The organism is Streptomyces sp. NBC_00775, assembly GCF_036347135.1.
Lineage (GTDB): Bacteria > Actinomycetota > Actinomycetes > Streptomycetales > Streptomycetaceae > Streptomyces > Streptomyces lutosisoli.
The window spans coordinates 4,127,753-4,151,922 of the sequence record NZ_CP108938.1 but is presented as its reverse complement, the minus strand read 5'-3'; the positions used below and the strand labels follow the sequence as shown (position 1 = coordinate 4,151,922).

The following is a 24,170-nucleotide window of genomic DNA, read 5'->3' as shown; positions in this document are numbered from 1 at the left end:
GATGCCTGAGTGGACTGTGTCCGGCCGCCTTACGCGGTCGCGTCACCCGACTTGCGGCGACGAACGACGAACACCGCACCGGCACCGGCGACGACGGCGAGACCGCCGGTGAGGCCGATCAGCGGGAGGACGGAGCTGGAGCCGGTCTCGGCGAGGCTGCCGTCGACCTCCGGCGTGTTGCCCTTGTCGGCGGGCTTGTCCGAGACCGGGGCCTTGCCGCCTTCCTGCGGCTTGGTGCCGTCGGTGTCCGTGCCGGCGGCGACGATCTGGAACTTGTACGCGACCTCGCCGTAGCCCGTGCACTCCGCGTCGGCGTCGCCGTAGATGCTGGCGCCGAGGGAGAAGCCGGCGCCGACCGGGGCGCTGGACTTCACGTTGATACGGAGCGGGATGTCGACCTCGTAGTCGGGCTTGAGCTCGTCGGTGTAGCCGACGAAGCCGACCGCGTAACCCTCGGAGTCGACGTCCTCCCAGACCTTGTCGTCCGGGTTGTAGGCCTGGAGCTGGACCTTCTTGCTCTGGAAGAGGTCCTCACCCGCCTGGTCGGAGGACGCACCGGCGAAGAAGCCGAGGTCGCTCAGGTTGGAGTCGGAGTTGTTGAGCACGTTCAGGGAGAACTTGTGCCAGCCGCTGCCCGCCGCGATCTTGCCGGGCAGACCCGTGATGGACACGTCGACCTTGGAGTCCTCGCACTCGGACGGCTCCGGGTCCGGCGACTCGGATTCCTCGGGCGCGGAGGTGCTCGGCGCCGGGGTGGAGGCGGAGGCGGACGCGCTCGCGCTGGCGGAGTCGCTCGGGGCCGGAGCGGTCTCGCTCGCGGACTCGGACACGGACGCGGAGGCGGTCGCCTCGGGGGTGGTCTCGGCCGCGGTCGGCGACGCCGACTCGCTCGGAGACTCGGACTCGGGCGCGGACGCACTCGCGACCGGAGTGGCCGTCTCGTCCGCGAACGCGGCCGGCGCCGACAGCAGCGCCAGTGGGGCTATGGCAGCCGTCGCGGCCGCGACGGCCATGGCACGGCGAAGCTTCATGAAGACCTCGGAAGTCCAGGTGCACCGCGGCATCGCGGCACTCGAGTGTGGTGTGAGGCCTCCGCGTGTGGGGCGCGGGTGTGGCCGGTGGTTCAGCAGGTGTGACCCGTGATGGCTTCAAATGGTTGTCCGTCCTCTCACAGAATTTTTATGTGGGCTGAGTCACACCCAAGTGCTGCTTGTGCAAGGGCTTTCGATCCACTTAGAAATGTCACTCGTGTCTGACAAGCAGCCCGACCAGCCCGAGGGCCACGGGGAACCCGAGCAGCCGACTGTTCCTGACGACGTCTGGGAGCGCTTCGCGCGCGACACCGAACGCGACATCCGCACGTCGGCGCCGAAGGAGCCGTCCGCGCGGGCGCGCATGGTGACCGAGCGGCTGCGGCAGGAGGAAGCGCGAGGCGCTCAGCCGGAGGGCTGGCGGGCGGCCCCCGCATGGCGTGAAATGAACGGTCGCGCGGCTCGGCGCCGCCGCCTGTGGGCGATCATCGGCGTACCGCTCGCGGCAGCAGTCGCGGTGGTGGCGATGAAGCCGTCGCTGCTGCCCGGCGATCCCTTCGGCACCTCGTCCGACAGGCCCACGGCCGCCGCCCCGCTGCCCGACGAAACCGTGCCCCCGACCGCGGCGCCCTCCTCCATGGCGCCCGACACGCCCACCCTGGACAGGCCGTTCGCCGGATCGCCCGCCGAACGCTGGGCCGACGGCGCGGCCGGCATCGTCATACCCGAAGCCACGCCGGTCGGTTCACTCACGCGGGCCCAGGTGGCCACTGCCCTGCGACAGACGAAGACCCTTCTCGTCGACGCGAACCTCAACCCCGCGACCCTGCGCGGCGAACGCCCCGAGGCCGCACTCGGCACGTTCGACCCGAAGCAGCCCAAGATGCTCGACGACCTGCGGAGCTGGCTGCGCGAGCCGGGCAAGGGGCACGATCCGCTGTCGATGTTCAGCCGGTTCGATCCCGAGGAGACGCGGCTGGTCGGCGATGTGGTCAAGACCCGCGGCCGTATGACGTTCAAGGCGGGCGAGCACGCTTCCGTCGCCATCCACGTCGACTACACCTTCGTCTATCCGGTGGCCCCCGCCGACCAGGGCTCGGACCAGGGCTCGGACCAGAGCGCGGACGACGGTTCGACCGAGGTGACCCGCACCATCGTGCGTCGCGTCCTCGACCTGGAGGTCTCCGACCCGACCAAGTACCGGGCCACTCCCGGCAAGTTGGCGGTCGTCCGATACGACGAGAGTCTCGCCAACTCGGCCTGCGGCGTCCACGACGGTTTCCTGCACCCGCATTTCCCCTCGGCCGCCCCCACCGGAGCGGCCCCGACCGGTTCGACCACCGACCCGTACGACCGGAGCCGCGACCTCGGGCATTCCGGGAACTCCGGGACCGACTCCTGCGGCACGGTGTCCCGAACCTGAACCGTGCGGCGAAGAGCGAGACCGGGCGAGGGCATGACGAAGGGCCCCGCAGGACGGATCTGCGGGGCCCTTCTTTCGTCAGCACCGACGTCAGGGCAGCGTCGGTGCCTGGAGGCGGCGCCGGGGGGTTGCGCCGCTGGTTCGGGTGGCCTCCGGTCGTGCGCCCCGGCGCACGGGGGCGCGCACGTGGTGTCGACCATTGGCGGTTGGCAGTGAACTTGGGCTGTTCTCGCATCGTGCTGGATGGACGACGGCCTCCGCAACCGTCGCGACCACCTCTGAACAGCTTCCGCCGGTCGGCCCCGGGCGTCCCCGGAGCCGGCCGTTCTCTTGAGTGACCGGGCTGCTGTCCCCTGCCGTCCGGTCACAACCCTGGAGCGAGGTCCCACGACGCACAGCACGATCCGTACGTCTCATCGTTCCAGCGGAGCCAGCCACGCGTGGTTCTTTCGGGCCCGCCCCTGGCTGACACGGACACCGGGACCAACGAAGCCCGCGGGGGCCCGGTCACGCGCCGTATGGGTGAGACGGGATGCGTACGTGCGTACGTTGCGTAGGCCGAGGACGGGCTTCTGTACGGGTTCAGATGCGGCCGCGGCACAGCTCCAGCAGCGTCATCGCCAGTGCGGTGCCCGGCTTGCCCAGCGCGTCGCTGAAGTGGCCGAGGACCTCCATCTCGCGGGAGAGGTTCACGCGGCGGCCGCCGGACTCGATCCGGGCCTTCTGGATCACCGCCGAGACGGCCATCCGTTCCTGTACGAGGCCGATGATGCGGTCGTCGAGGGCGTCGATGCGTTCGCGGGCGCCGGTGATCACGTCGGCGGCCTCGTCGGTGCGGGCGCCGGTCTTGTCGAGTACGTCGGCCATGGTGGGGCTCCTCTGGTTTCTCGGAAGGGGTGCCCCGGAGCGGCAGGGCCCGGAAACGGCAGACGCCCCGGGCCTTGTCGGCCCGGGGCGCCTGGGAAGTCGCTTGTCAGTTGCTCAAGCAGCACGACCATGGCAGCCGGTGGGCCGGTTGCCATAGGTAAAGAGGAAGGTCGTGTGCGTGAGCATGGGGGCAGTATGCCCGGGTGGGCGTGCCGGGACCAGGTTGGTTCGGATGGTGAGACTCGGGCGGCCGGCCATGCGTTTCTTCGCCCCAGCCGTCCCTACCCGTCCCATCGGTTGTGTGTCGGGTGCGGGTGGGTGGGGGCTGGTCGCGCAGTTCCCCGCGCCCCTGACGGCTCGGGGCTGCGCCCCTTCGCCCCCGGCCCACCCCCGGCCCGCCCCCGGTCTTTTGTCTTTTAGGGGCGCGGGGAACTGCGCGCCCAGCCCCCACCGTCCCGCAGACGACATACAACCCAGGGGGTCTGGGGGCGCAGCCCCCAGGTACGGGATGGGACGGGTAGGGGCGGCGGGGGCGAAAAAGCTCGGCGTAGGCAGGTCCGTGCCGACCCCCGGTAGAATCGGCAACACAGACCCCTCGCTCACCGCCGGAAGGCAACCCGTGTCATCAGCGACCCCCGCTGCCGCCACCCCCGACACCGTCCTGGTCGTCGACTTCGGTGCGCAGTACGCCCAGCTCATCGCCCGCCGAGTCCGCGAGGCCCGGGTGTACAGCGAGATCGTGCCGAGCACCACGCCGGTCGCGGAGATGCTCGCCAAGAACCCGGCGGCGATCATCCTCTCCGGCGGCCCCTCGTCGGTGTACGCGGAGGGCGCTCCCCGCCTCGACCGCGAGCTCTTCGAGTCCGGCGTCCCCGTCTTCGGCATGTGCTACGGCTTCCAGCTGATGGCGACGACCCTCGGCGGCACCGTCGACAACACGGGCGCCCGCGAGTACGGCCGTACGCCGCTGCATGTCTCCAAGTCGTCCTCCACCCTCTTCGAGGGCACCCCGGACGAGCAGCCGGTGTGGATGTCGCACGGCGATGCCTGCTCCGCCGCCCCCGAGGGCTTCACCGTCACGGCCTCCACGGACGTCGTCCCGGTCGCGGCCTTCGAGAACGACGAGAAGAAGCTGTACGGGGTCCAGTACCACCCCGAGGTCATGCACTCCACGCACGGCCAGCAGGTGCTGGAGCACTTCCTGTACCGGGGTGCGGGCCTCAAGCCCAACTGGACCACCGGCAACGTCATCGACGAGCAGGTCGCCCTCATCCGCGAGCAGGTCGGCACCAAGCGCGCCATCTGCGGCCTCTCCGGCGGTGTGGACTCCGCCGTCGCCGCCGCCCTCGTCGCCAAGGCCATCGGCTCCCAGCTCACCTGCGTGTACGTCGACCACGGTCTGATGCGCAAGGGCGAGAGCGAGCAGGTCGAGAAGGACTTCGTGGCCGCGACCGGCGTACAGCTGAAGGTCGTGGACGCGGAGGAGCGCTTCCTCGCCGCGCTGGCCGGGGTCTCCGACCCCGAGGAGAAGCGGAAGATCATCGGCCGCGAGTTCATCCGGGTCTTCGAGCAGGCGCAGGCGGAGATCATCGCCGAGGCCGCGGAGGGCGAGGACGTCGCCTTCCTCGTCCAGGGCACCCTCTACCCGGACGTGGTCGAGTCCGGTGGCGGCACCGGCACCGCCAACATCAAGTCCCACCACAACGTGGGCGGCCTCCCCGAGGACCTCGAGTTCGAGCTCGTCGAGCCGCTGCGCAAGCTGTTCAAGGACGAGGTCCGGATGGTTGGCCAGGAGCTCGGCCTGCCGGACGAGATCGTCCAGCGCCAGCCCTTCCCGGGCCCCGGCCTCGGCATCCGTATCGTCGGCGAAGTGACCAAGGAGCGGCTCGACCTGCTCCGCGAGGCCGACGCCATCGCCCGCGAGGAGCTGACGGCCGCCGGTCTCGACCGTGACATCTGGCAGTGCCCGGTGGTCCTGCTCGCGGACGTCCGCAGCGTGGGCGTCCAGGGCGACGGCCGGACGTACGGCCACCCGATCGTGCTGCGTCCGGTGTCGAGTGAGGACGCCATGACGGCCGACTGGTCGCGGCTGCCGTACGAGGTGCTCGCCAAGATCTCGACGCGGATCACGAACGAGGTCGCGGACGTCAACCGGGTCGTCCTCGACGTGACGTCGAAGCCGCCGGGCACCATCGAGTGGGAGTGACGCCCCGGCTCACTTCCGCCTGAGAGCGCGCACCGGCTCTCCTGGCTTCCAGATTTCGGCGACCAGATACGTGTCGTCCTCGACGTAGGTCCGTACGACCTCCGTCAGCTCGGTGCGGAAGAGGTGGAACGGCTCCGGCGGTTCCACCTCTTTCACGTACGCGGCCTTCGCCGCGGAGTCCTCGACCTCGATCGCCCGGCCGCTGATCCGGACATCGCCTCCCGCCATCTCCGTGCCCGGCCCCGGGTTCGCCTGGAGCGCGAAGCGCGGGTCTCGGCGCAGGTCGAGCGCCTTGAGGGAGTTCGGCATCATGCCGAGCCAGAGCTCGCCGTGCAGGAAACGGACTTCGAGGCCGGTGGTCCGCGGTGAACCGTCCTTGCGGAGCGTCGCGAGGACGTGGTGCGTGAAGCTTCCGAAGCGGTTCTCGATCTTCTTGGCGAGGTCCGGTTCGGCGGTGGTGAAGGCTGCCCAGTTCGACGTCATACGGGGAGTGTGGCGCGGATACCCGACATCTTCTGTCCGGTTTCTCTGGCCCTTGTCAGCCGGACATCGGGACTGCCGCCTGGACGCGGCGCGCGATCCTGCGGCGGCGGACGACGTGCAGATACAGGAAGCCCATGAAGAAGGCGTCCATGCAGAAGAAGCAGACGAGTGTCGCCTGCCAGCCGGCGGCGAGACAGCACAGAGACGTGAAGGCGGAGCAGCCGGTCACGATCGCCGCCCGGGACCGCACGCTCAGATCGCCGGCCATGGCGTCGAGCTCGATCCGGTCTCTGAACAGCCGGACCGCCGGTGCCGTCTCCGGCAGCGGTTTGAGGGTGCCGGGGCGCAGTCCGGGGACCGAGGCGGAGTCCGGCGGTCGCGTGTCGGCGTGCTCGGTGCGTACGAGGTGGATCTGCAGCGCCCGGCCCACCCGGTGTGCCTCCACGTAACGGAAACCGTGCTGATCGGCGACGTACGCGAGGATCGCGAGCCGGCGTGGAGAGCCGCCGAGATCGCTGAGGACGGCGAAGTCCCGCTCCGCGAGCTGCCGGAGCAGGGCGCGGATCCGCCGCTCTGCGCGGTTCATGCGTGCCTCCTGGGTTTCACCGGGTCGTCGCAGGCATCGACTCATCCAGGCAGACAAGTGACCCCGGGCCACGGTTGTGCTCATCTCTTCACCGAACTGCTCTGTTCTCCTGCGCTGACCGGGGGTAACTTCCGCTCCGTACCGAATCCGCCAGTGCTGGAGGACACATGCACGGGCCCACCCCGCCGCTGCCACTGCCCACCGACCAGCTGCGGTTCGCCATGCCGCCGATGCACGAGTCGCCGCAGGACGAGCGGCGGCATCGCAAGGAACGGCTGGCCGGAGCGCTGCGGCTCTTCGGCCGGCTCGGATTCGAGGACGGGGTCTCCGGGCACATCACGGCGCGCGACCCGGAGTACAGCGACTGCTTCTGGGTGAACCCCTTCGGGATGCCGTTCAAGCACGTCACCGTGAGCGACCTGGTCATGGCCAACGAGGACGGGCAGGTGATCGAGGGCCGCTACCACGTGAACCAGGCGGCGTTCACCGTGCACGCCCAGGTGCACGCCGCCCGGCCCGATGTCGTCGCCGTCGCCCACTGCCACTCCGTGCACGGCCGCGCCCTGTCCGCGCTCGGTGACCTGCTCGACCCGATCACCCAGGAGAGCTGCGCCTTCTACGAGGACCACGCGCTGTACGACACCTACAGCGGCGTCGCCGTCGACGCCGAGGAGGGCCGCCGGATCGCCGCCGCGCTCGACACCCGCAAGGCGCTGGTGCTGCGCAACCATGGGCTGCTGACGGTCGGCGACTCCGTGGACGCCGCCGCCTGGTGGTTCCTGTCCATGGAGCGGTCGAGCCAGGTCCAGCTCACCGCGCACTCCGCCGGGCGGCCGATCCTCATCGACCACAAGCAGGCGGTCGCGACCCGCGAACAGCTCGGCGGCGACCTGGTGGCGTGGATCAACTACCAGCCACTGTGGCAGGACATCAGCCGCAGCGAACCGGATCTGCTGTCCTGAGGGCTGGTCTGGAAGCCGCGCGGTACCGCTGTCCTGAGGATCTGGAGGCCGCGCGGTACGGCCGTGCTGAGGGGCTAGAAGCCGCGCAGTACCGCCGCCTTCGTCGCCGCGAACTCCTCGTCCGTCAGCACGCCGTCGCGGTGCAGCTCGCCCAACTCCCGCAGACGGCGCAGGAGTACGTCGTGATGGTCGGACTGCGGCGGTACGGCGGCGGCGAGTTGGGGGCGGTCCACGGACTCGCCGGTGCGGATGGACGGATGCGGCAGGCGCGCGGTCACCGCGGCGGCGACCAGCGCCGTGAGGAGGTCGCGGCGGGCGCTGCCCCACAGGTCGAGGGCGTACGGGTCCTTCTCGGACGGCAGTTTGGAGAACACCGTCTCGCGCGTCACAAAGCGCAGAAAGCCGTCCTCGTAGCCGGAGTTGGGCAGCCACTCGACCTGTACGAGGTCGCCCACGGCGATGATCCGCGGCCCCGTCGCCCGCTTGACCCGGTCGGAGGTGTCCGCCCAGTCGATCCGCACCTGCGCGCCGTCGAACGAGACCGTGCCGTCGCTGGAACGGACGGACACGGGGACGGGCGGCCCGGCGAGGAGGTAGGTCTTCGCGGGTTCCTTGGGGATCTGGTCCAGGAGCAGCGCGCGGCGGATCTCCTCGGCGACGTACTCGGCGACCCCGGAACGGTCGATGTCGACGTGGAGTTTGTAGGGGTCCGCCGACTCGGGCAGCCGGCCGCCGGTCGCCTGCAACAGCGGGTCGGCGCCCTCGCGAAGCCTGAGGCGCAGACGGCCGCGCTTGCGTTCGGGCTCGTAGACGATGCCTGCAACCGCCTCCAGGGGGATGGCGATCTCTCCGTACGTCTGCCGGAACAGCGGCACGGAGCGGTGGAGTCCCGGCGTGATCCTGACCGTGCTGCCGTCGAAGGCCCAGGTCCCGTCGCGCTGGATGATCTCGGCCATAGGGAAATTCTCGCAGCCGGGTCAACACGGGGTAACCGCACTTCACCCGCCTGACCAGACCTGGCGGATGCGGGCAGTGATTCGTACGGCACAATTCGCTGTCATCGCGAGGCAGTTGTAAGGCAGTTGTACGGCAGTCAGGCGTACGGAACGTCTGGCCGCACGGTGTTTTCTGGCGCGGGGAAGGCGGCAGCGGGCGTGGCGGTGCAGGAGGCGAGACACGGCGCGGGGCATGGTGCCGGGCAGAGCGGGGACCAGGGTGCGCACGAGGGTGGCTGCACGTGTGGGGACTGCCCGCACGGGGCACGTGCGGGGCACCGGCGTGCCGTCGCCGAATTCCTCGCGAAACGCGACGAGTTGGCGTCCGGACAGGGGCTGCCCGCCGGCGTCGCGCACTCGGCGTCCGCGTCCCGGCAGTGGGTCTCCGACGAGCTGACCCAGTCCGCGGACCTCGTCGCCGAGCGCGGGCGGGTCGACGGCGAGGCGTGGCTGGGGCGGCTCTGGCGGTACACCGCGTGCGCCGTCTGGGGCGGCGCTGTGGCCCTGCTCCTGGTGCAGGCGCTCACCGCGATCGGGGCGGGATGGACGGCCGCGCGGACGGCCGGGCTGCTCGCCGGGCTGGTCCTGGCCGGACTGCTGACCGGGGCGGCCTGGCTGCACCGGGCCCGTGGTGGTGCCCTCGCCCCGGTCATCGGCGAGGACAACCGGCTCTCCACCTCCCGCGCGGTGGCCGCCGGATGGGTCCTGTTCGTGGTGTACGCGGTGCTCGTGCTGGTCGGGCAGCTCGCGGCGGCCTCCGCGCATCGCTCGCGCGACGAGCTGATCGCGGGGCTCGAACTCGCCCGGGGTGCCGGTGTGGTGACCGTCGTCGCCGTGGTGTGCGGGATCGCGGTGCTGGTGCGGCGGGTGGTGGGGCTGCGGGTGCTGGGGCAGCGCCTGCAGAAGGTACGCGCGGACCGGCCGCGCGCCGCCGATCTGCTGACCGACGACTCCGGGCGGGGCAGCTTCGCCGACATCCAGTACGTCGTGATCTGCGCCGTCGCCCTTGTCTTCGCGGCGGTACGACTGGCTCGGCGGCCCTCGCAGCTGCCGGATCTGCCGTGGGGGCTGGCGCTGCTGGTGCTGGTGTCGGCCGCGACGTACCTCGCCGGGAAGTACGCCGAGGGCGGGCGCCCGGTGATCCTCTCCGTCGTCCGCTCCCGCGAGGCGGGGGACCTGGACGCGCCGATCCGCACCGGCGACGACATCGAGATCCGGGGCGCCGGGTTCGTGCCGCCCGGCGCGACGACGGCCGACCGGTTGTCGCGGATGGTGGTCCGGATCGGGGCGGTGCATGTGCATGTGCCGTTGGTGCCGGTGGCCGGGGGGTTCAGCAACCCTACGGATGCGGTGCTGACGGTGCCTGTGCCGGTGGATGTGGAGCCGGGGCGGGTGGAGGTGCAGGTGGTCACGGCGGCCGGGGTCGAGACGAACCGGTGCGTGATCGATGTGACGGACTGACGTGTCGGGTGGGGCGGTTCGGTTGGGTGTCGGTGGGTGGGTCGGGGCCGTGCCGGTACGTCCAGCCCGTCGCCGGTGGGCATTACTGCTTGCTGCCACAGCATGAACTTGGCCATAACCCCGTATGCGACGGGCTGGACGTACCGGCACAGCCCCTTCGGTGCGTCGCCGGCTGCACCGCCGTCTTGGCTGGGGGTGGGTGGGGCCGTGCGTCGCCGACTGCGGGTGCGTCGCCGTGCCAGCTCGTGCGTCGACGGGTGCGGTGCGGGTCCGTGTGGCGAACGGTTCCTGGGGGATCGCGGGGCGCAGCCCCGCGCCTTTGCTTTTGCTTTTAGGGGCGCGGGGAACTGCGCGACCAGCCCCCACTGCCCCGCAGACGACGAACAACCCCGGTCTTTCCAGGGGCGCGGGGAACGGCGCAATCTTTGGGGGTCTGGGGGCGGAGCCCCCAGGTACGGGATGGGAGGGGTAGGGGCGGCGGGGGCGAAGAACGTCTTTGGTCGGTTGGGCCGAAGCCAGGAAAAAACGGGCTCCGAGGATTGAGCGGAGGTCGGCTGTCGTACGTATGGTCTGTTTGAGGGGTAAACGGCACGCGGGTGAGAGGCGGCGGAGAGCGATGACTCACGGTATGCGGACGGACACTCACTCGCCCTATCTCGACGAGAGGCGGGACTGGCGAGACACCGCCACCCGCTACGCCCTGCTACCGCTGCGCGTCTTCCTCGGCGTCACCTTCATCTACGCCGGCCTGGACAAACTCACCAACAGCACCTTCATGCACGACTCGGGATCGGGCTCCATTGGGGACCTGATGCGCAGCGTGCGCGATTCCTCGGCGATCCCGGCGCTGGTCGACCTGGCCCTGAAGAGCCCCGTCGGCTTCGGCTACGCCATCGCCCTCGGCGAACTGGCCGTCGGCATCGGCACCCTGCTCGGCCTGCTGGCCCGCCTCGCCGCACTGGGCGGAGCACTCATCTCCCTCAGCCTGTGGCTGACGGTGAGCTGGGCCTCCGACCCGTACTACTACGGCAATGACCTCGCCTATCTGATGGCATGGCTCCCTCTCGTCCTCGCGGGTGCCTCGGTCTTCTCCCTGGACGCGGCCCTGCGAGCCCGGCGCGGGCAGCGCGCCGGGGGCTATCGCTAGGGCCTGTCCGGCGGATCATGCGGCAGACGCGGGGTCTATAAGGCGCCGCTGCTCTCCTGCGACCAGATCCGCCGGACAGACCTAGACGCTGACGTCGGACCGGCTGGGTTCGGCGCGGCGTCTGCGGAAGGCGTGGGTGACGAGTGCCACCGCGCCTGCCAGACAGAGGCCGCCCGTGACGACGGGGATCACCACGAACCACGGGGTGTCCCAGGCGTCCCCCGCGTCACCGGCGTAGATGACGCCCGTGAGGGTGAGGAAGAAACCCGCGATCAGCTTTCCCGGCTGGAACTCATGACGTAGCACGGGTCACCTCCGCCTGTCCCACGCCGACCTGGAGGTCGAGCTCGAGGGTGCCGCCGTTCTTGTCGCCTGTCGTGGGCGGCAGGGTCACCTGCTTGTGCTTGCCCGGTTCCACGTCCACGTCCTTCTTGCCGTCGCCCGGCAGCTGGATGTCTCCGACGCCCACCTCGATGTCCAGCTTCACGGTCGCGTCGTTGGGGATGATCACCTTCAGCCGGCCCGCACCCACCTCCGCGTTCGTCTTCACCGTCTGGCCCTTGGCGAGGTTCAGGTGGGTGAGGTCCAGGGTGCCGACGCCCGTGCCGAGGTCGTAGCTCTTCTGTACGTCGGCCGTGGCCGTGGGCGTCCACTCCGTCCGTATCCAGTGGGTGCTGATGTCCTTCGGGAGGGCCGCGGAGGCGGCGAGCAGGGCCGCCGTGAGCACGGCGAGGAAGATCGAGCCCGCGCCCGTGCGTCCCAGGAACGAGCTGATCGCTATGCCCAGGCCGAACACGATCAGCGCGCAGGCCAGGCCGGTCTGCAGGCTGGTGCCGAGCGCGTGGTCGTTCCAGGTGAGACCGGTGCCGAGGCCGCCCGCGAGGAGGGCGAGCAGGAAGACCCGGCCGCCGATCCAGCGAGGGCCGCGCGGCTTCGGCTCGCGCGTGGTGCGTATGTCCGGGCGGGATGTGCCACGGGCGATGTTGACCGCTGCCGCGACATCCCGGTCCCGCGCGTCCTTCGGGCCCCACAGATAGCCGGTGCCGCCCACATGCGATCCGTCCTTGACGATCGGGTCGCGCCACCAGGAGGGGTAGGAGGCGGGGACGGGCGGCGCCTGCGCCTCGGGCGGGGCGTCGGCGACGGCCTGGGCGGCGAGCGGGTCGGGGTCGGGGGTGCCCCGCTGCTGCGACCAGTACCCCGCGCCCGCCAGGAGGAGGGAGAGGACGACGGCGAAGGTCAGCACCCCGCCGTTCTTGAGCATGGAGAGGAACACTCCGCAGCCGACGAGCGCGAAGAGAACGGCCGTCAGTGCCTGGCCGTCCACGCGGCCGGTGAGCAGCTTGCGTACCTCGTTCTCCTCCTCGTCGTCGTACGGGACGAACAGCCACACGAAGCCGTAGAAGATGAGGCCGATGCCGCCGGTCGCGGCGAGCACCGCGAGGACGATCCGGAAGATCACCGGGTCCATGTCGCACTGCCGGCCGAGACCGGCGCACACCCCGCCCAGGATCTTCTGCCGACGGTCGCGCCGGAACTTGCGCGGGACGTCGGGCTGGAGCGGGGCGGTGGGCTCGGCCGGGTTCTCGTGCGCGCGCGGCTCCTCACCTTGGGCGCCTTCGGCAGGGCCCGGTGCGGGCGGCACGGCGTCCCGGTGCCCGGTGCCCGGTGTGGGGGCGCCCGGGCCGGGGCCGGGGTCCGGCTCCGCCGCCGCGTGCTGCTGATCTGTCATGCGTCCATGGTGACGGGCGGGAAGGCGTGACGGCAGTCGGGATGACCCTGGCCGAACCCTGATATCGGCCCTGATGGGGATGGAGGGGGATGGAGGCGGGGAGGGGAACTGTCGATCGTCGGCTTCCCGCGGGTCCATCGCCGGATTTTCGAAGATCAGGGGCGTCTCGGGGGTCGACCCTGATGCCCGGGCCCGCCGGGCGTGTGAACATCGATGGCATGCCGGAAGCCGCAGTCATGCCCCTCGACGACCCGCGGCCCCCGCGCAAGCTCTACCGCAGCAGCGACGGACGCTGGCTCGGGGGCGTGGCGCGAGGGCTCGCCGGGCATCTCGGGCTGCCGGTGATCTGGGTGCGGCTCGTGTTCGTCGGACTGTTCATGGCGGACGGGCTGGGGGCGCTGCTGTATGCCGCGTTCTGGTTCTTCGTGCCGCTCGGCGTCGGCGGCGTCGGCTCCGGGCGTACGCCGGCGTTCACCACCGAGACCGCTCCGGACGGCCGCCGCAGACTCGTGGCCCGCAAGCCGGACAAGGGCCAGATCGTCGCGCTGCTGCTCATGGTCGTCGTGGCCATGGTCTTCGTGGGCAATGTGAATCTCGGGGGCGGGGCGAAGGCCTATCTCTGGCCGACCGTTCTCGTCGGCGCGGGCGTCGCTCTGGTCTGGCGCCAGGCGGACAACGCGCGGCGGGCCCGCTGGGTGGAGGTCGGCCGCCGCCGCCGTACGATCACGCTGCTGCGTTCCGCCGCGGGCGTGCTGCTGGTCACCGCGGGCGTCTCCGGGATATTCGTCCTCCAGGGCTCCGCCGCCCACCTCGGCTCCGTCCTGCAGGCGGCGCTCGCCGTGCTCGTCGGCATAGCGCTCCTCGCCGGCCCCTACCTCGTCCGCATGACCCAGGACCTCTCCGAGGAGCGCCTCATGCGTATCCGCGCCCAGGAGCGGGCCGAGGTCGCCGCCCATGTCCACGACTCCGTGCTGCACACCCTGACCCTGATCCAGCGCAACGCGGACAATGGCAACGAGGTACGGCGGCTGGCCCGAGCCCAGGAGCGCGACCTGCGCGCCTGGCTCTACAAGCCGGAGGGCACGGGCAAGGACGAGGCCGACGAGCCCGACACCCTCGCCGAGGCCGTCCGGCGGCATGCGGCCGAGGTCGAGGACAAGCACGGTGTCCCCCTCGAGGTCGTCATCGTCGGCGACTGCCCGCTCGACGAGGGCCTGACCGCACAGATGCAGGCCGCGCGGGAAGCGATGGTGAACGCGGCCAAGTACGGTGGCGAGGGCGGCGCCGTACAGGTCTTCGCCGAAGTCGAGGGCAGGACGGTCTTCGTGTCCGTCCGCGACCGCGGCCCCGGCTTCGACTTCGACGCGATACCCGCCGACCGCATGGGCGTTAGAGAATCGATCATCGGCCGCATGGAGCGCAACGGCGGCACGGCGCGACTGCGCGCGGTGCCGGACGGCGGCACGGAGGTCGAGCTGGAGATGGAGAGGGCGGAGAAGACGTCATGAGCGATGCGAACGGGCCTGTGGAGTCCGGCAGTTCTGCTGAGGAGACCCCTTCGGCCGCCGCATCCGGAGAGGCCGCGGGCGCGGCCGATCCGGCCGGCGCCGGGGGCGGGCGTCGGGTGCGCGTCGTGCTCGTCGACGACCACCGGATGTTCCGTACGGGCGTGCAGGCCGAGATCGGGCAGACCGAGCGGACCGGCGTCGAGGTGATCGGCGAGGCCGCCGACGTCGACCAGGCGGTCACGGTCATCACGGCCACCCGGCCCGAGGTCGTCCTGCTCGACGTCCATCTGCCGGGCGGCGGCGGTGTCGAAGTGCTGCGCCGCTGTGCCCCGTTGATGGCCGACGCCGAGCAGCCGGTCCGCTTCCTCGCGCTGTCCGTGTCGGACGCGGCGGAGGACGTCATCGGGGTGATCCGCGGCGGCGCCCGGGGGTACGTCACCAAGACGATCACCGGCACGGACCTCGTGGACTCCGTCTTCCGTGTCCAGGACGGCGACGCGGTTTTCTCGCCCCGCCTCGCCGGGTTCGTCCTGGACGCGTTCGCCTCGACCGACGCCCCGCCCGTCGACGAGGACCTCGACCGCCTCACCCAGCGCGAGCGCGAGGTACTGCGCCTCATCGCCCGCGGGTACGCGTACAAGGAGATCGCCAAGCAACTGTTCATCTCCGTCAAGACGGTGGAGTCCCATGTCTCCGCGGTCCTCAGGAAGCTCCAGCTCTCGAACCGGCACGAGCTGACCCGCTGGGCCACGGCACGACGGCTCGTCTAGTCGCTCACACCACCCGAGTGGCCCCCGCGAACGGCATCTCGTCGATCGGCGCCACGCGTACCGGCGCCGTCGGGTTGGGGGCGTGGATCATCATGCCGTTGCCCACGTAGATGCCGACGTGGCTGATGCCGGAGTAGAAGAACACCAGGTCGCCCGGGAGGAGTTCGGAGCGCGAGACACGGCGTCCGGCATTGATCTGGGCGTAGGTCGTCCGGGGCAGCGAGATGCCCGCCGAGCGGTACGCGGCCTGGGCGAGGCCTGAGCAGTCGAAGGCGTCGGGGCCCGTGGCGCCCCAGACATAGGGGCTGCCGAGCTTCGCGTAGGCGTAGGAAACGGCCGCTGCCGCACGGGAGTTGGCGGCCGCGACGGTACCGGACGACGACACCGGGTCCAGGTCCCGGGCCGACGAGCGCGAGGCGCGCTGCCCAGCGCCGTCGATGCCACCGGCCTCCCCCAGCCGCGCGCGCTGATCGGGGCTGAGCTGGGACAACAGCAGCCGTGCCGCGTCGAGTTTCCCGTTGATCGTCTTCTTGTGCCGCTTCAGCTCGGCCTGCCGCGACTTGAGCGAGGCGAGTTCCACGTGTGCGGCGCCGCGCAACTGCTCGATCTCCCGCAGCTGTTTGCGTACGCGGCCCACGGCCGCCGCCTGCCGGCTGCCCGCCCGCTCGGCGAACGCGGCCCCGTCCAGGTACTGGTCGGGATCGTCGGAGAGCGCGAGCTGCAGTGCGGGGTCGAGGCCGCCGCTGCGGTACTGCGCCGCCGCTATCGAACCCAGGGCGTCCCGCGCCGAGTTGAGCCGGTCCTCCCTGCGCGCGGCCTCGTCGCGCAGCGTGTTCAGCCGCTCCTCCGCCTTGTCGGCCTTCTCCTTGGCACCGTTGTACTTCTCGGTGGCGACCTCCGCCTCCTCGTACAACTTGTCGACCTTGGCCTTCACCTGCGCCGGAGACAGCTGCGGATCGGCGTGCCCGGTCCCGTCGAAGCCGGTCGCCGTCGCCGCGCCCGCGAGGGCGATCGTGGCGGCTGTGCGGGCCGTGTTTCCGCCGAGCGAGCGCGGTCTGGGCTTGCGGTGCGCTGCCACGAGGGCCACATCCTTCGGTACGACCGCGAGGGGAGCGCGGTCAGCGGTGACGCGTCCGGCGGCGGCCCACACAGGGGGAGCGGGCCACCGCCGGACCTTCTCGGCGGTGGTGGCCGGCTGCCGCCCCTGGCCCGGGCGGCGGTGGGGAGCCGGTCACCTGGTGGAGGACGCTAAACCTGGGAGTGAGGCGTGGGTAACGCCATGTGCGGAACTGTCGCCACTGGATCGCCCAGTGACCGTATGTGACCGTGATCACCGCCTGGCGCCGCCGACTTCACGCAGTGCGATGACCGATGCGGCGAATCCGGGAAAACCGGGGTTGCCCGGGTGCTAGGGGTTACAAGGGGTGGGCCGGTGACAAGAGGGACTTGGGCGTCCGATTAGGCTCCGGCCTCATGGACGTACTCATCCATCTCTTCGTCGGCCTGCACATCATCGGCATCGCCTCGCTTCTCGGCGGCTTTCTCACCCAGATGAAGGCGATGGGCCAGGGCACCGCCCGCTTCGTTCCCGCGATGCTGCATGGCGCGCTGACCATGCTGGTCACGGGCGTCGTACTGGTCGGCCTCAACCAGGCCGACGACAACACGGTCAACACCATCAAGATCGGCGTGAAGCTGGCCCTGCTGATCGTGATCCTCGGGCTCGTCTATGTGAAGCGGGACGACGAGAAGGTGGACAAGGGCCTCTTCGGGCTCGTCGGGCTGCTGACCACCGCGAACATCTTCATCGCGGTGCTCTGGACCTGACGGCCGCGGCGGAGGACCGCACGGCTCCCGCCGCGACGGCCAGCCACGCCGCCACCGCGATCCACAGCAGCACCTGCCCCGGCCCCTTGAGCCAGGGGATGTAGAGGGCGGTCGCGACCGACAGGGCCGCCACCGCCGTCATCCCCATCGGGAAGACGGACGCCCAGCGCCGTACGTCGTACTGGGGTCTACGCCACACCAGCTCAGCGACGGCGAGGACGCAGTACCAGGCGAGGCCGAGCACCAGCAGCGCGACGGTCACGGCGCGCAGGACGCCCTGGTCGTCGTTGTTCCACAGGTACGGGTTCACGTGGTGCGCGGCGATGAGCTTGGCCCCGGCCAGCGCCGAGATGGCGAGCGCGCCGCCGGCGACCCAGTGGTCCCCGGCGCCCCAGGCCACCTCGCGGAGGTCGAAGTGGGCGAGCGCCACCCCGTAGAGGGCGATCCCGAGCCAGAACAGCACCAGTGCGGCATGCGCGAGCAACTCCGCGTCCACGGCCGCGGCGAGCGTGGCGCCCAGCACCGCGAGCCCCTGCGTGGCCACGCACACGAGGAACACGCCTCCCGGCATACGGCGCTTCCAGTGCCGTACGACGCGGAAGAGCAGCACCGGCCAGAGCACGGCCGACAGTGCGAGCAGGGCCTCGGCCGGCCCCTGCCACCCCAGTGCGGACAGCCCCGTACCGAGCACGGTGGTCGCCGCGACGGCGGTGAGCCCGGCCGGTGTGCCCGCCTCCTCCACCCACCGCTCCCGCTCCCGCGCCAGCCGGACGACGAAGTCCGCGGCGAGCGCGAGCCAGCCGGCGGACGCCAGGGCCAGCGCGATACGGGACAGGGTCTCGTAGCCGGTCAGATGCAGCCCGACCGACATGACGCCGGTGGCCATGACGGCGGCACCGGCGGCGGGCGGTCGCTGGGCCCACCAGGTGCGGAGCGGGGAGACGGCTGCTGGCATGGGGCCGATGCTAGGGATCTTCGGGCCGGTTGCCCGCGGGCCACGCGCGCGCGTGGCGGATGACAAGCCTCACGCGCGCGTGCACCGCAAAAACGCCTTACGCCGGACGCACCACGCTGTGGATGATCGAGGTCCCGCCGTAGTAGATCGACTCCTCGCGGACGTACGCACCCGGCTTCGGCGCGTGGATCATCATGCCGTTGCCGATGTAGAGACCCACGTGGCTGACGTCGTCGTAGAAGAAGACCAGGTCACCGGGCTGGGCGTCGGAGAGGGAGACCGTCGTGCCCGCGTTCACCTGGTCGGTCGTGACGCGCGGCAGTGTGACGCCGGCGGCCTTCCAGGCGGCCTGGGTGAGTCCGGAGCAGTCGTACGAGCCCGGGCCCGTCGCGCCCCAGACATACGGCTTGCCGATCTGGGCGCGGGCGAAGGCGATGGCCTTGGCGGCCTTGGTGGCGTACGAGGAGTCCGTGGTGGTCGAGCTCGACGACGACTCCTGCTGGGCCGCCTTCGCAGCCGCCGCCTTCTGCGCGGCCGCCTGCTGCTGTGCCAGCTCGGCCGCCTTGCGGTCGGCCTCCTCCTGCTTCTTCTTCTCGATCGCCGCGAGCCGCGCCTTCTCCTCGGCGGTCAGGTCCGAGAGCAGTTCGCGGGCCGCGGAGAGCTTCTTCTGGACGTCTGCCTTGGACGTCTTGAGCGCGCTCTGCGAGGTGGTCAGCGTCTGCAGGCTCTTGGAGGCCTCCGCGCGCTTCTTCGTCGTGGCGGCCTGCTCCGTGATGTAGTCGTCGACGGCCGCCTTCTGGCGGGTGGTCAGGCGGCTCATCAGCTGGGTCTGGTCGAAGTAGTCCTGCGGGTCGTCGGCGAGCAGGAGGGTCGCGGTGTCGGGGGCGGCGGCCCCGGTGCGGTACTGCGCCGCCGCGAACGAACCCAGCTCCTCGCGCGAGGTGTTGAGCTTCTCGGTGCGCTTGGCGACGTCGTCGAGGAGGCTGTCGACCTTCTTGCGCTGCTTGGAGGTCTTCTCCTTCGCCGCGTTGTACTTCTCGGTGGCCGTCTCGGCCTGGTGGTAAAGGTCGTTGACCTTCTTCTCGACTTCTTCGAGGCTCGGCCTCGGCTCGGCCGAGGGCGCGGCGTTCGCCGTCTGGGAGAGCAGGGCCACCGAGGTGAGCGCCGCCGTCGCCAGGGCGGCGGGGGTCCGTATGCCTGCTACGCGCGTACCCGTAGGACGCGGTGTGCGATGCGACGCCAAGAGAGGCGACTCCTTCCGTCATCCGCCTACCGAGTTAGCTGTCGGGTTCGGGCGGGTGGTTCCGGAAGGTTTGCCCTACGGTCCTTGCCCCACAAGGCAGGTGGACCGATTCACCCCAAGGTCGGTTGGGTCCCCGGCTCCGGCTGCCGCGAGGGCGCGCCGAACTCGGCGGAGGCCGCACGGCCCGGCGATGTTCGCCGGTGCGGGTCGAGCGGCCTGCCCGGCACGCTAGCCAACTCGTGTGGCCCGTGTGAAGGTTGATGTGCGATATGCCCGATACATTTTCGTGACCTTTGCCCTGGGCGTCACCCCGCGCGGTCAATCCGGAATGATCTATGGCGACTTGTCAGGAGTAGTGACGTCCGCCCCGCTCCGGGCGTTAGTTTCCGGTCGGTCACGATCGGATGCCGCGTCGGCTCTCGCGCGACAGCGGGCAGCCGTACGCCGCCGAAGCCGGGCTGCCTGGCAAGGCGGCGACCGTCACCGACCGTCACCGAACGTGACGGAACGGTTCTGGGGGGGGTGGGAGGGTGCCGGCGGCCGGCACCGGAAGATCCTGGGTTCCTGAGCCGCGTCACGACTTCCGGTCGAGTTTTCAGGGTGGCGGCGGGCTGTCAGTGGGGCGGCCTAGACTCGGAGAGCGATGAGCAGCCTCTTTGATGACAGCTTCCTGGCGGACCTCAAGCCCTCACGGGCCCACGAGGAAGAGCCCCCGCCGCCGCCCGAGGACGATCACGTGCCGGAGCCCGTTCCGGACGATCTGTTCGGCGGGAAGTTCGACGTGCCGCCGGACCGGGACGCGTACTACCGCGACGGCGCGCCCCGGCCCGCCGTGGACGCGGCGGCGCTGCTGGACGGGCTGAACGAGAACCAGCGGGCGGCCGTGGCGCACTCCGGCTCCCCGCTGCTCATCGTGGCCGGCGCGGGCTCCGGCAAGACCCGTGTGCTCACGCACCGGATCGCGTATCTGCTGGCCGAGCGCAATGTCCACCCCGGCCAGATCCTCGCGATCACCTTCACCAACAAGGCCGCGGGCGAGATGAAGGAGCGCGTCGAGCACCTCGTCGGCCCGCGCGCGGGTGCGATGTGGGTGATGACCTTCCACAGCGCGTGTGTGCGGATCCTGCGCCGCGAGAGCAAGAAGCTCGGCTTCACCTCCTCGTTCTCGATCTACGACGCCGCCGACAGCAAGCGCCTGATGGCCCTGGTCTGCCGCGACCTGGACCTCGACCCCAAGCGGTTCCCGCCGAAGTCGTTCAGCGCCAAGATCTCGAACCTGAAGAACGAGCTGATCGACGAGGAGGACTTCGCGGGCCAGGCCGCCGACGGCTTCGAGAAGACCCTCGCTCAGGCCTACGCGATGTACCAGTCGCGGCTGCGCGAGGCCAACGCGCTCGACTTCGACGACCTGATCATGACGACGGTCAATCTGCTGCGCGCCTTCCCGGACGTCGCCGAGCACTACCGCCGCCGCTTCCGCCACGTCATGGTCGACGAGTACCAGGACACCAACCACGCGCAGTACGCCCTGGTCAGGGAGCTGGTGGGGCCCGCCGACAGCGACCCCGGCGAGCTGTGCGTCGTGGGCGACGCCGACCAGTCGATCTACGCCTTCCGCGGCGCGACCATCCGCAACATCCTCCAGTTCGAGGAGGACTACTCGGACGCGACGACGATCCTGCTGGAGCAGAACTACCGCTCCACGCAGACGATCCTGTCCGCCGCCAACGCGGTCATCGAGCGCAACGAGTCCCGCCGCCCCAAGAACCTGTGGACCAACGCCGGCGCCGGTTCGAACATCACGGGCTATGTCGCCGACACCGAGCACGACGAGGCACAGTTCGTCGCCGACGAGATAGACCGTCTCACCGACGCGGGCGAGGCCAAGGCGGGCGACGTCGCCGTCTTCTACCGTACGAACGCGCAGTCCCGTGTCTTCGAAGAGATCTTCATCCGCGTCGGCCTGCCCTACAAGGTCGTCGGCGGTGTCCGCTTCTACGAGCGCAAGGAGGTTCGGGACGTCCTCGCGTATCTGCGCGTGCTGTCGAACCCGGAGGACTCCGTCCCGCTGCGCCGCATCCTCAACGTCCCCAAACGCGGCATCGGCGAGCGCGCCGAAGCGATGATCGACGCGCTGTCGCAGCGCGAGAAGATCAGCTTCGCGCAGGCCCTGCGCCGCGTCGACGAGGCGTACGGGATGGCGGCGCGCTCGACGAACGCCGTCAAGCGGTTCAACACGCTCATGGAGGACCTCCGTACGATCGTGGAATCGGGCGCCGGCCCGGCCACCGTGCTGGAGGCGGTCCTCGAACGCACCGGCTATCTCGCCGAGTTGCAGGCCTCGACCGACCCGCAGGACGAGACCCGTATCGAGAACCTCCAGGAACTCGCCGCCGTGGCCCTGGAGTTCGAGCAGGAGTCCGGCGAGGGCGAGGCAGCGGGCGAGGCCGCGGCGCCCGGCGGGCTCTCCGCGTTCCTGGAGCGGGTCGCGCTCGTCGCCGACTCCGACCAGATCCCGGACGAGGAGGACGGCAACGGCGTCATCACCCTGATGACCCTGCACACCGCCAAGGGCCTCGAATTCCCCGTGGTCTTCCTGACCGGCATGGAGGACGGCGTCTTCCCGCACATGCGTGCGCTGGGACAGGCCAAGGAACTGGAGGAGGAGCGGCGCCTGGCGTACGTCGGCATCACGCGCGCGCGGGAACGGCTGTATCTCACCCGGTCGTCCATGCGCAGCGCGTGGGGGCAGCCCTCGTACAACCCGCCGTCACGCTTCCTGGAGGAGATCCCGGAGGCCCACCTGGACTGGAAGCGCACGGGTGCCATGGCTCCCGTGTCGTCGGGTCCGGCCTCGGGCATCGCGGCGTCCCTGTCGTCCTCGCGCTCGCGGTCCGCCGCCTCGGGGGCCTCCGGGTTCGCGACGCGCCGCGGTGCCTCCGAGAAGCCGGTGGTCTCGCTGGCGGTCGGGGACCGCGTCACACACGACCAGTTCGGCCTCGGAACCGTCGTCGGCGTGAAGGGGACGGGCGCGAACGCGGAGGCGACGGTCGACTTCGGGGAGCCGAAGCCGAAGCGGCTGCTGCTGCGGTACGCGCCGGTGGAGAAGCTGTAGGGCGGTAGGCGTGGGCGGGGCCCGGCAGTTGTTACGCCGGGTCCCAGGCGCGGGCGATGACCCCGGTTGTCATGCCGGGGGTTGTCACGTCGCGGGGGTGGTTACGTCGGGTCCAAGCCGTGGCTGCGCAGCCACGGCAGCGGGTCGATCGCCGAGCCGCCGGCCGGGCGGACCTCGAAGTGCAGGTGCGGGCCGGTGGAGTTGCCGGAGTTCCCGGAGAAGGCGATGGGGTCACCGGCCTTGACGGTCGTGCCCGACGCGACCTTGTAGCTGGAGAGGTGGCAGTACCAGGTCTCCGTGCCGTCCTTGGCGGTGACGATCGCCATGTTCCCGTACGCACTGTTCCACTGCGTGCGGACGGTCCCGTCGGTCGCGGACATCACCGTCGTACCGTACGAGACCGGGAAGTCGATGCCCGTGTGCACGGACATCCAGTTGACGCCCGCCTGGCCGAAGTAGGCGCTGAGCCCCTTCTGCGTGACCGGCAGCGCGAACTTCGGCCGCAGCCGCTCCTTGCGGGCGGCTTCCGCCGCCGCCTTCTGCCTCTCGGATTCCTGCTGGGCCTTGAGGTCGATACGTTCCTGCGTCCGGCTGGCCCGGTCGGCGAAGTCGTCGGCGCCCGCGGAGAGACTCTGCAGCTGGGTGTCCAACTTGTTGTTGGCGGCGGACGGTTTCACCGAGGTCGTGTCGGCCGCGCTGGCCGAGGTGTCCTTGCTGTCGCTTCCGCCGATGCTGCCGACGGAGGCCGCGGCGATCCCCGCGACGCCCATCACACAGGCCGAGGGCACGGCGACGGTCAGCAGAGCGGAACGTTTCGCGGGAGTACGGCGACGGGAGCGGGACGCGGACCGCGATGCGGCGCGCTGGGCCGGGATGACCTCTTCCATGTCGTCGAGCAGCGGCGTCTCGTGCTCGTCGCCGGTGTCGTCCGTGTCGGCGGAGGTCTCGAACTCGTCGTCCGCGGCGGCGGGTTGCTCGTACGGGAGCTGCTCGAACGTGGCGGTCGCCTGCTGGTCGAAGGACTCGGGCGCGAGCGGCTCGGCCTGGTGCTCATACGACTCGGCCTGCGGATGCTGCTGTTCGTAGGCGTCGGCCTGCGGGTGCTGGTGCTCGTACGCGTCGGGCTGTGTGTGGTCGTACGACTCGTAAGTGTCGTGGCCGCCGACGGTGTTCCACTGCGTCGCGTCGTACGCGCCCGTCTCCTGAGCCGGCGCGCTCCACTGCTGGGCGTGATCGAGTGGCTGATCGGGCTGGAGCCAGGCGGTCGCGTCCCATTGGCCCGAGGCGTCGGGGCCCGGATGCTGCGCGGGGATGTCGGCGAGCTGCTGGTAACCGGTCGCCCACGTGGTCGTTTCGTAGCTGCCGGTGTCGTACGCGGCCTGGTGCTGCGCGGCGTACGGGTCGTAGTTCAACGTCTGGTGACTGCCGGTGCCCCACTGCGTGGCGTCGTACGAACCCGTGCCGCCGTTCTGGCCCGTCATGTCGCCGAAGAGGGGGTCGGTCGCGAAGCTCGTGGTCGCGTAACTGCCCGTGGCGCCCGCGCCGGTGTCGAAACCGGTGGTGGTGTAGCCGTCGTACGTGGTGAAGTCGCCGTACTGGACTTCCTGCCCGCCGTAAGACGCGTAGAGCGCCGAGGCGGCATCGGAAGCCGGAGCCGGGGGAGTTGCGGTCCCCGACGGGTGACGGTCGTTCACCAACTTCTCTTTCGCCTCGACAACAGGGGCTGGTAGAGCAGTGCGGCTGGCAGAGCAGTGCGGTGACTGTACCCGGCGGTACGCGGGCGGGACAATCTTCGGCAGGTTTCCCTCGCGCAGGAAACGGGCATTCGGCCGTGTTTCGGGGGAGGGCAGGCACGGCTT

20 protein-coding genes and 1 riboswitch are annotated in these 24,170 nt (G+C 70.5%); of the genes, 9 read left to right on the top strand and 11 right to left on the bottom strand.

Annotated features, from left to right (window positions below; genetic code table 11):
* Positions 1-29: 29 nt before the first annotated feature.
* On the bottom strand, positions 30-1,031 hold the full coding sequence (locus OIC96_RS18385) for an LPXTG cell wall anchor domain-containing protein (RefSeq protein WP_330306781.1): 1,002 nt from the start codon (positions 1,029-1,031) through the stop codon (positions 30-32).
* 217 nt (positions 1,032-1,248) lie between these two features.
* Here OIC96_RS18385 and OIC96_RS18380 point away from each other — a divergent pair, with 217 nt between their 5' ends.
* A complete protein-coding gene (locus tag OIC96_RS18380) occupies positions 1,249-2,454 on the top strand; it encodes a hypothetical protein (protein ID WP_406502003.1) in 1,206 nt (401 codons plus the stop codon).
* A 582-nt stretch (positions 2,455-3,036) separates the two neighbouring features.
* Here the strand turns inward: OIC96_RS18380 and OIC96_RS18375 are convergent.
* On the bottom strand, positions 3,037-3,321 hold the full coding sequence (locus OIC96_RS18375) for a chorismate mutase (RefSeq protein WP_327431083.1): 285 nt from the start codon (positions 3,319-3,321) through the stop codon (positions 3,037-3,039).
* 619 nt (positions 3,322-3,940) lie between these two features.
* Between OIC96_RS18375 and guaA the strand changes: the two genes are divergently transcribed.
* Entirely contained in the window at positions 3,941-5,527 is a 1,587-nt protein-coding gene (gene guaA, locus OIC96_RS18370; protein WP_330306783.1) for a glutamine-hydrolyzing GMP synthase, read from the top strand.
* A 9-nt stretch (positions 5,528-5,536) separates the two neighbouring features.
* Here the strand turns inward: guaA and OIC96_RS18365 are convergent, their stop codons facing one another.
* Positions 5,537-6,010: a pyridoxamine 5'-phosphate oxidase family protein gene (locus OIC96_RS18365; RefSeq protein WP_330306784.1), complete on the bottom strand. Its 474-nt coding sequence runs from the start codon at positions 6,008-6,010 to the stop codon at positions 5,537-5,539.
* Positions 6,011-6,065: 55 nt separating this feature from the next.
* A complete protein-coding gene (locus tag OIC96_RS18360; RefSeq protein ID WP_330306785.1) occupies positions 6,066-6,596 on the bottom strand; it encodes a hypothetical protein in 531 nt (176 codons plus the stop codon).
* Positions 6,597-6,763: 167 nt separating this feature from the next.
* Between OIC96_RS18360 and OIC96_RS18355 the strand changes: the two genes are divergently transcribed.
* Positions 6,764-7,558: a class II aldolase/adducin family protein gene (locus OIC96_RS18355; protein ID WP_330306786.1), complete on the top strand. Its 795-nt coding sequence runs from the start codon at positions 6,764-6,766 to the stop codon at positions 7,556-7,558.
* Between the two features lie 74 nt (positions 7,559-7,632).
* On the opposite strand, the gene OIC96_RS18350 is transcribed toward OIC96_RS18355, so the two are convergent.
* Positions 7,633-8,514: a DUF4429 domain-containing protein gene (locus OIC96_RS18350; protein WP_330306787.1), complete on the bottom strand. Its 882-nt coding sequence runs from the start codon at positions 8,512-8,514 to the stop codon at positions 7,633-7,635.
* 198 nt (positions 8,515-8,712) lie between these two features.
* Between OIC96_RS18350 and OIC96_RS18345 the strand changes: the two genes are divergently transcribed.
* Together OIC96_RS18345 and OIC96_RS18340 are read left to right on the top strand one after the other, a co-directional pair.
* A complete protein-coding gene (locus OIC96_RS18345) occupies positions 8,713-10,014 on the top strand; it encodes a hypothetical protein (protein WP_406502006.1) in 1,302 nt (433 codons plus the stop codon).
* A gap of 616 nt (positions 10,015-10,630) precedes the next feature.
* The gene (locus OIC96_RS18340) at positions 10,631-11,161 is read left to right on the top strand and encodes a DoxX family membrane protein (protein WP_330306788.1); all 531 of its coding nucleotides are present in this window, start codon (positions 10,631-10,633) and stop codon (positions 11,159-11,161) included.
* An 81-nt stretch (positions 11,162-11,242) separates the two neighbouring features.
* Here the strand turns inward: OIC96_RS18340 and OIC96_RS18335 are convergent, their stop codons facing one another.
* Together OIC96_RS18335 and OIC96_RS18330 are read right to left on the bottom strand one after the other, a co-directional pair.
* Positions 11,243-11,467 (bottom strand): hypothetical protein, encoded by a 225-nt coding sequence (locus OIC96_RS18335; protein ID WP_330306789.1) that lies wholly within the window; start codon positions 11,465-11,467, stop codon positions 11,243-11,245.
* Complete coding sequence (locus tag OIC96_RS18330; protein ID WP_330306790.1) at positions 11,454-12,893, bottom strand: PspC domain-containing protein; 1,440 nt, start codon at positions 12,891-12,893, stop codon at positions 11,454-11,456. The genes OIC96_RS18335 and OIC96_RS18330 overlap by 14 nt, the downstream gene beginning before the upstream one ends.
* 218 nt (positions 12,894-13,111) lie before the next feature.
* Here OIC96_RS18330 and OIC96_RS18325 point away from each other — a divergent pair, with 218 nt between their 5' ends.
* Complete coding sequence (locus OIC96_RS18325; protein WP_330306791.1) at positions 13,112-14,401, top strand: ATP-binding protein; 1,290 nt, start codon at positions 13,112-13,114, stop codon at positions 14,399-14,401.
* The gene (locus OIC96_RS18320; RefSeq protein ID WP_330306792.1) at positions 14,398-15,171 is read left to right on the top strand and encodes a response regulator transcription factor; all 774 of its coding nucleotides are present in this window, start codon (positions 14,398-14,400) and stop codon (positions 15,169-15,171) included. Before OIC96_RS18325 ends, OIC96_RS18320 begins: the two co-directional genes overlap by 4 nt.
* Before the next feature lie 4 nt (positions 15,172-15,175).
* Here the strand turns inward: OIC96_RS18320 and OIC96_RS18315 are convergent, their stop codons facing one another.
* Entirely contained in the window at positions 15,176-16,249 is a 1,074-nt protein-coding gene (locus OIC96_RS18315) for a C40 family peptidase (RefSeq protein ID WP_330306793.1), read from the bottom strand.
* A gap of 395 nt (positions 16,250-16,644) precedes the next feature.
* On the opposite strand from OIC96_RS18315, the gene OIC96_RS18310 reads away from it, so the two are divergent.
* Positions 16,645-16,998: a hypothetical protein gene (locus OIC96_RS18310; RefSeq protein WP_330306794.1), complete on the top strand. Its 354-nt coding sequence runs from the start codon at positions 16,645-16,647 to the stop codon at positions 16,996-16,998.
* Here the strand turns inward: OIC96_RS18310 and OIC96_RS18305 are convergent.
* Complete coding sequence (locus OIC96_RS18305) at positions 16,976-17,953, bottom strand: tellurite resistance/C4-dicarboxylate transporter family protein (protein WP_330306795.1); 978 nt, start codon at positions 17,951-17,953, stop codon at positions 16,976-16,978. The genes OIC96_RS18310 and OIC96_RS18305 overlap by 23 nt on opposite strands.
* A gap of 97 nt (positions 17,954-18,050) precedes the next feature.
* A complete protein-coding gene (locus OIC96_RS18300) occupies positions 18,051-19,196 on the bottom strand; it encodes a C40 family peptidase (RefSeq protein WP_330306796.1) in 1,146 nt (381 codons plus the stop codon).
* Positions 19,197-19,204: 8 nt separating this feature from the next.
* Positions 19,205-19,377, bottom strand: a riboswitch (cyclic di-AMP (ydaO/yuaA leader).
* Between the two features lie 462 nt (positions 19,378-19,839).
* Between OIC96_RS18300 and pcrA the strand changes: the two genes are divergently transcribed.
* Positions 19,840-22,311: a DNA helicase PcrA gene (gene pcrA, locus OIC96_RS18295; protein ID WP_330306797.1), complete on the top strand. Its 2,472-nt coding sequence runs from the start codon at positions 19,840-19,842 to the stop codon at positions 22,309-22,311.
* A gap of 101 nt (positions 22,312-22,412) precedes the next feature.
* On the opposite strand, the gene OIC96_RS18290 is transcribed toward pcrA, so the two are convergent.
* Positions 22,413-24,005 carry a M23 family metallopeptidase gene (locus OIC96_RS18290; RefSeq protein WP_330306798.1) on the bottom strand — a complete coding sequence of 531 codons (1,593 nt, stop codon included), beginning with the start codon at positions 24,003-24,005 and terminating at the stop codon, positions 22,413-22,415.
* Positions 24,006-24,170 lie beyond the last annotated feature (165 nt).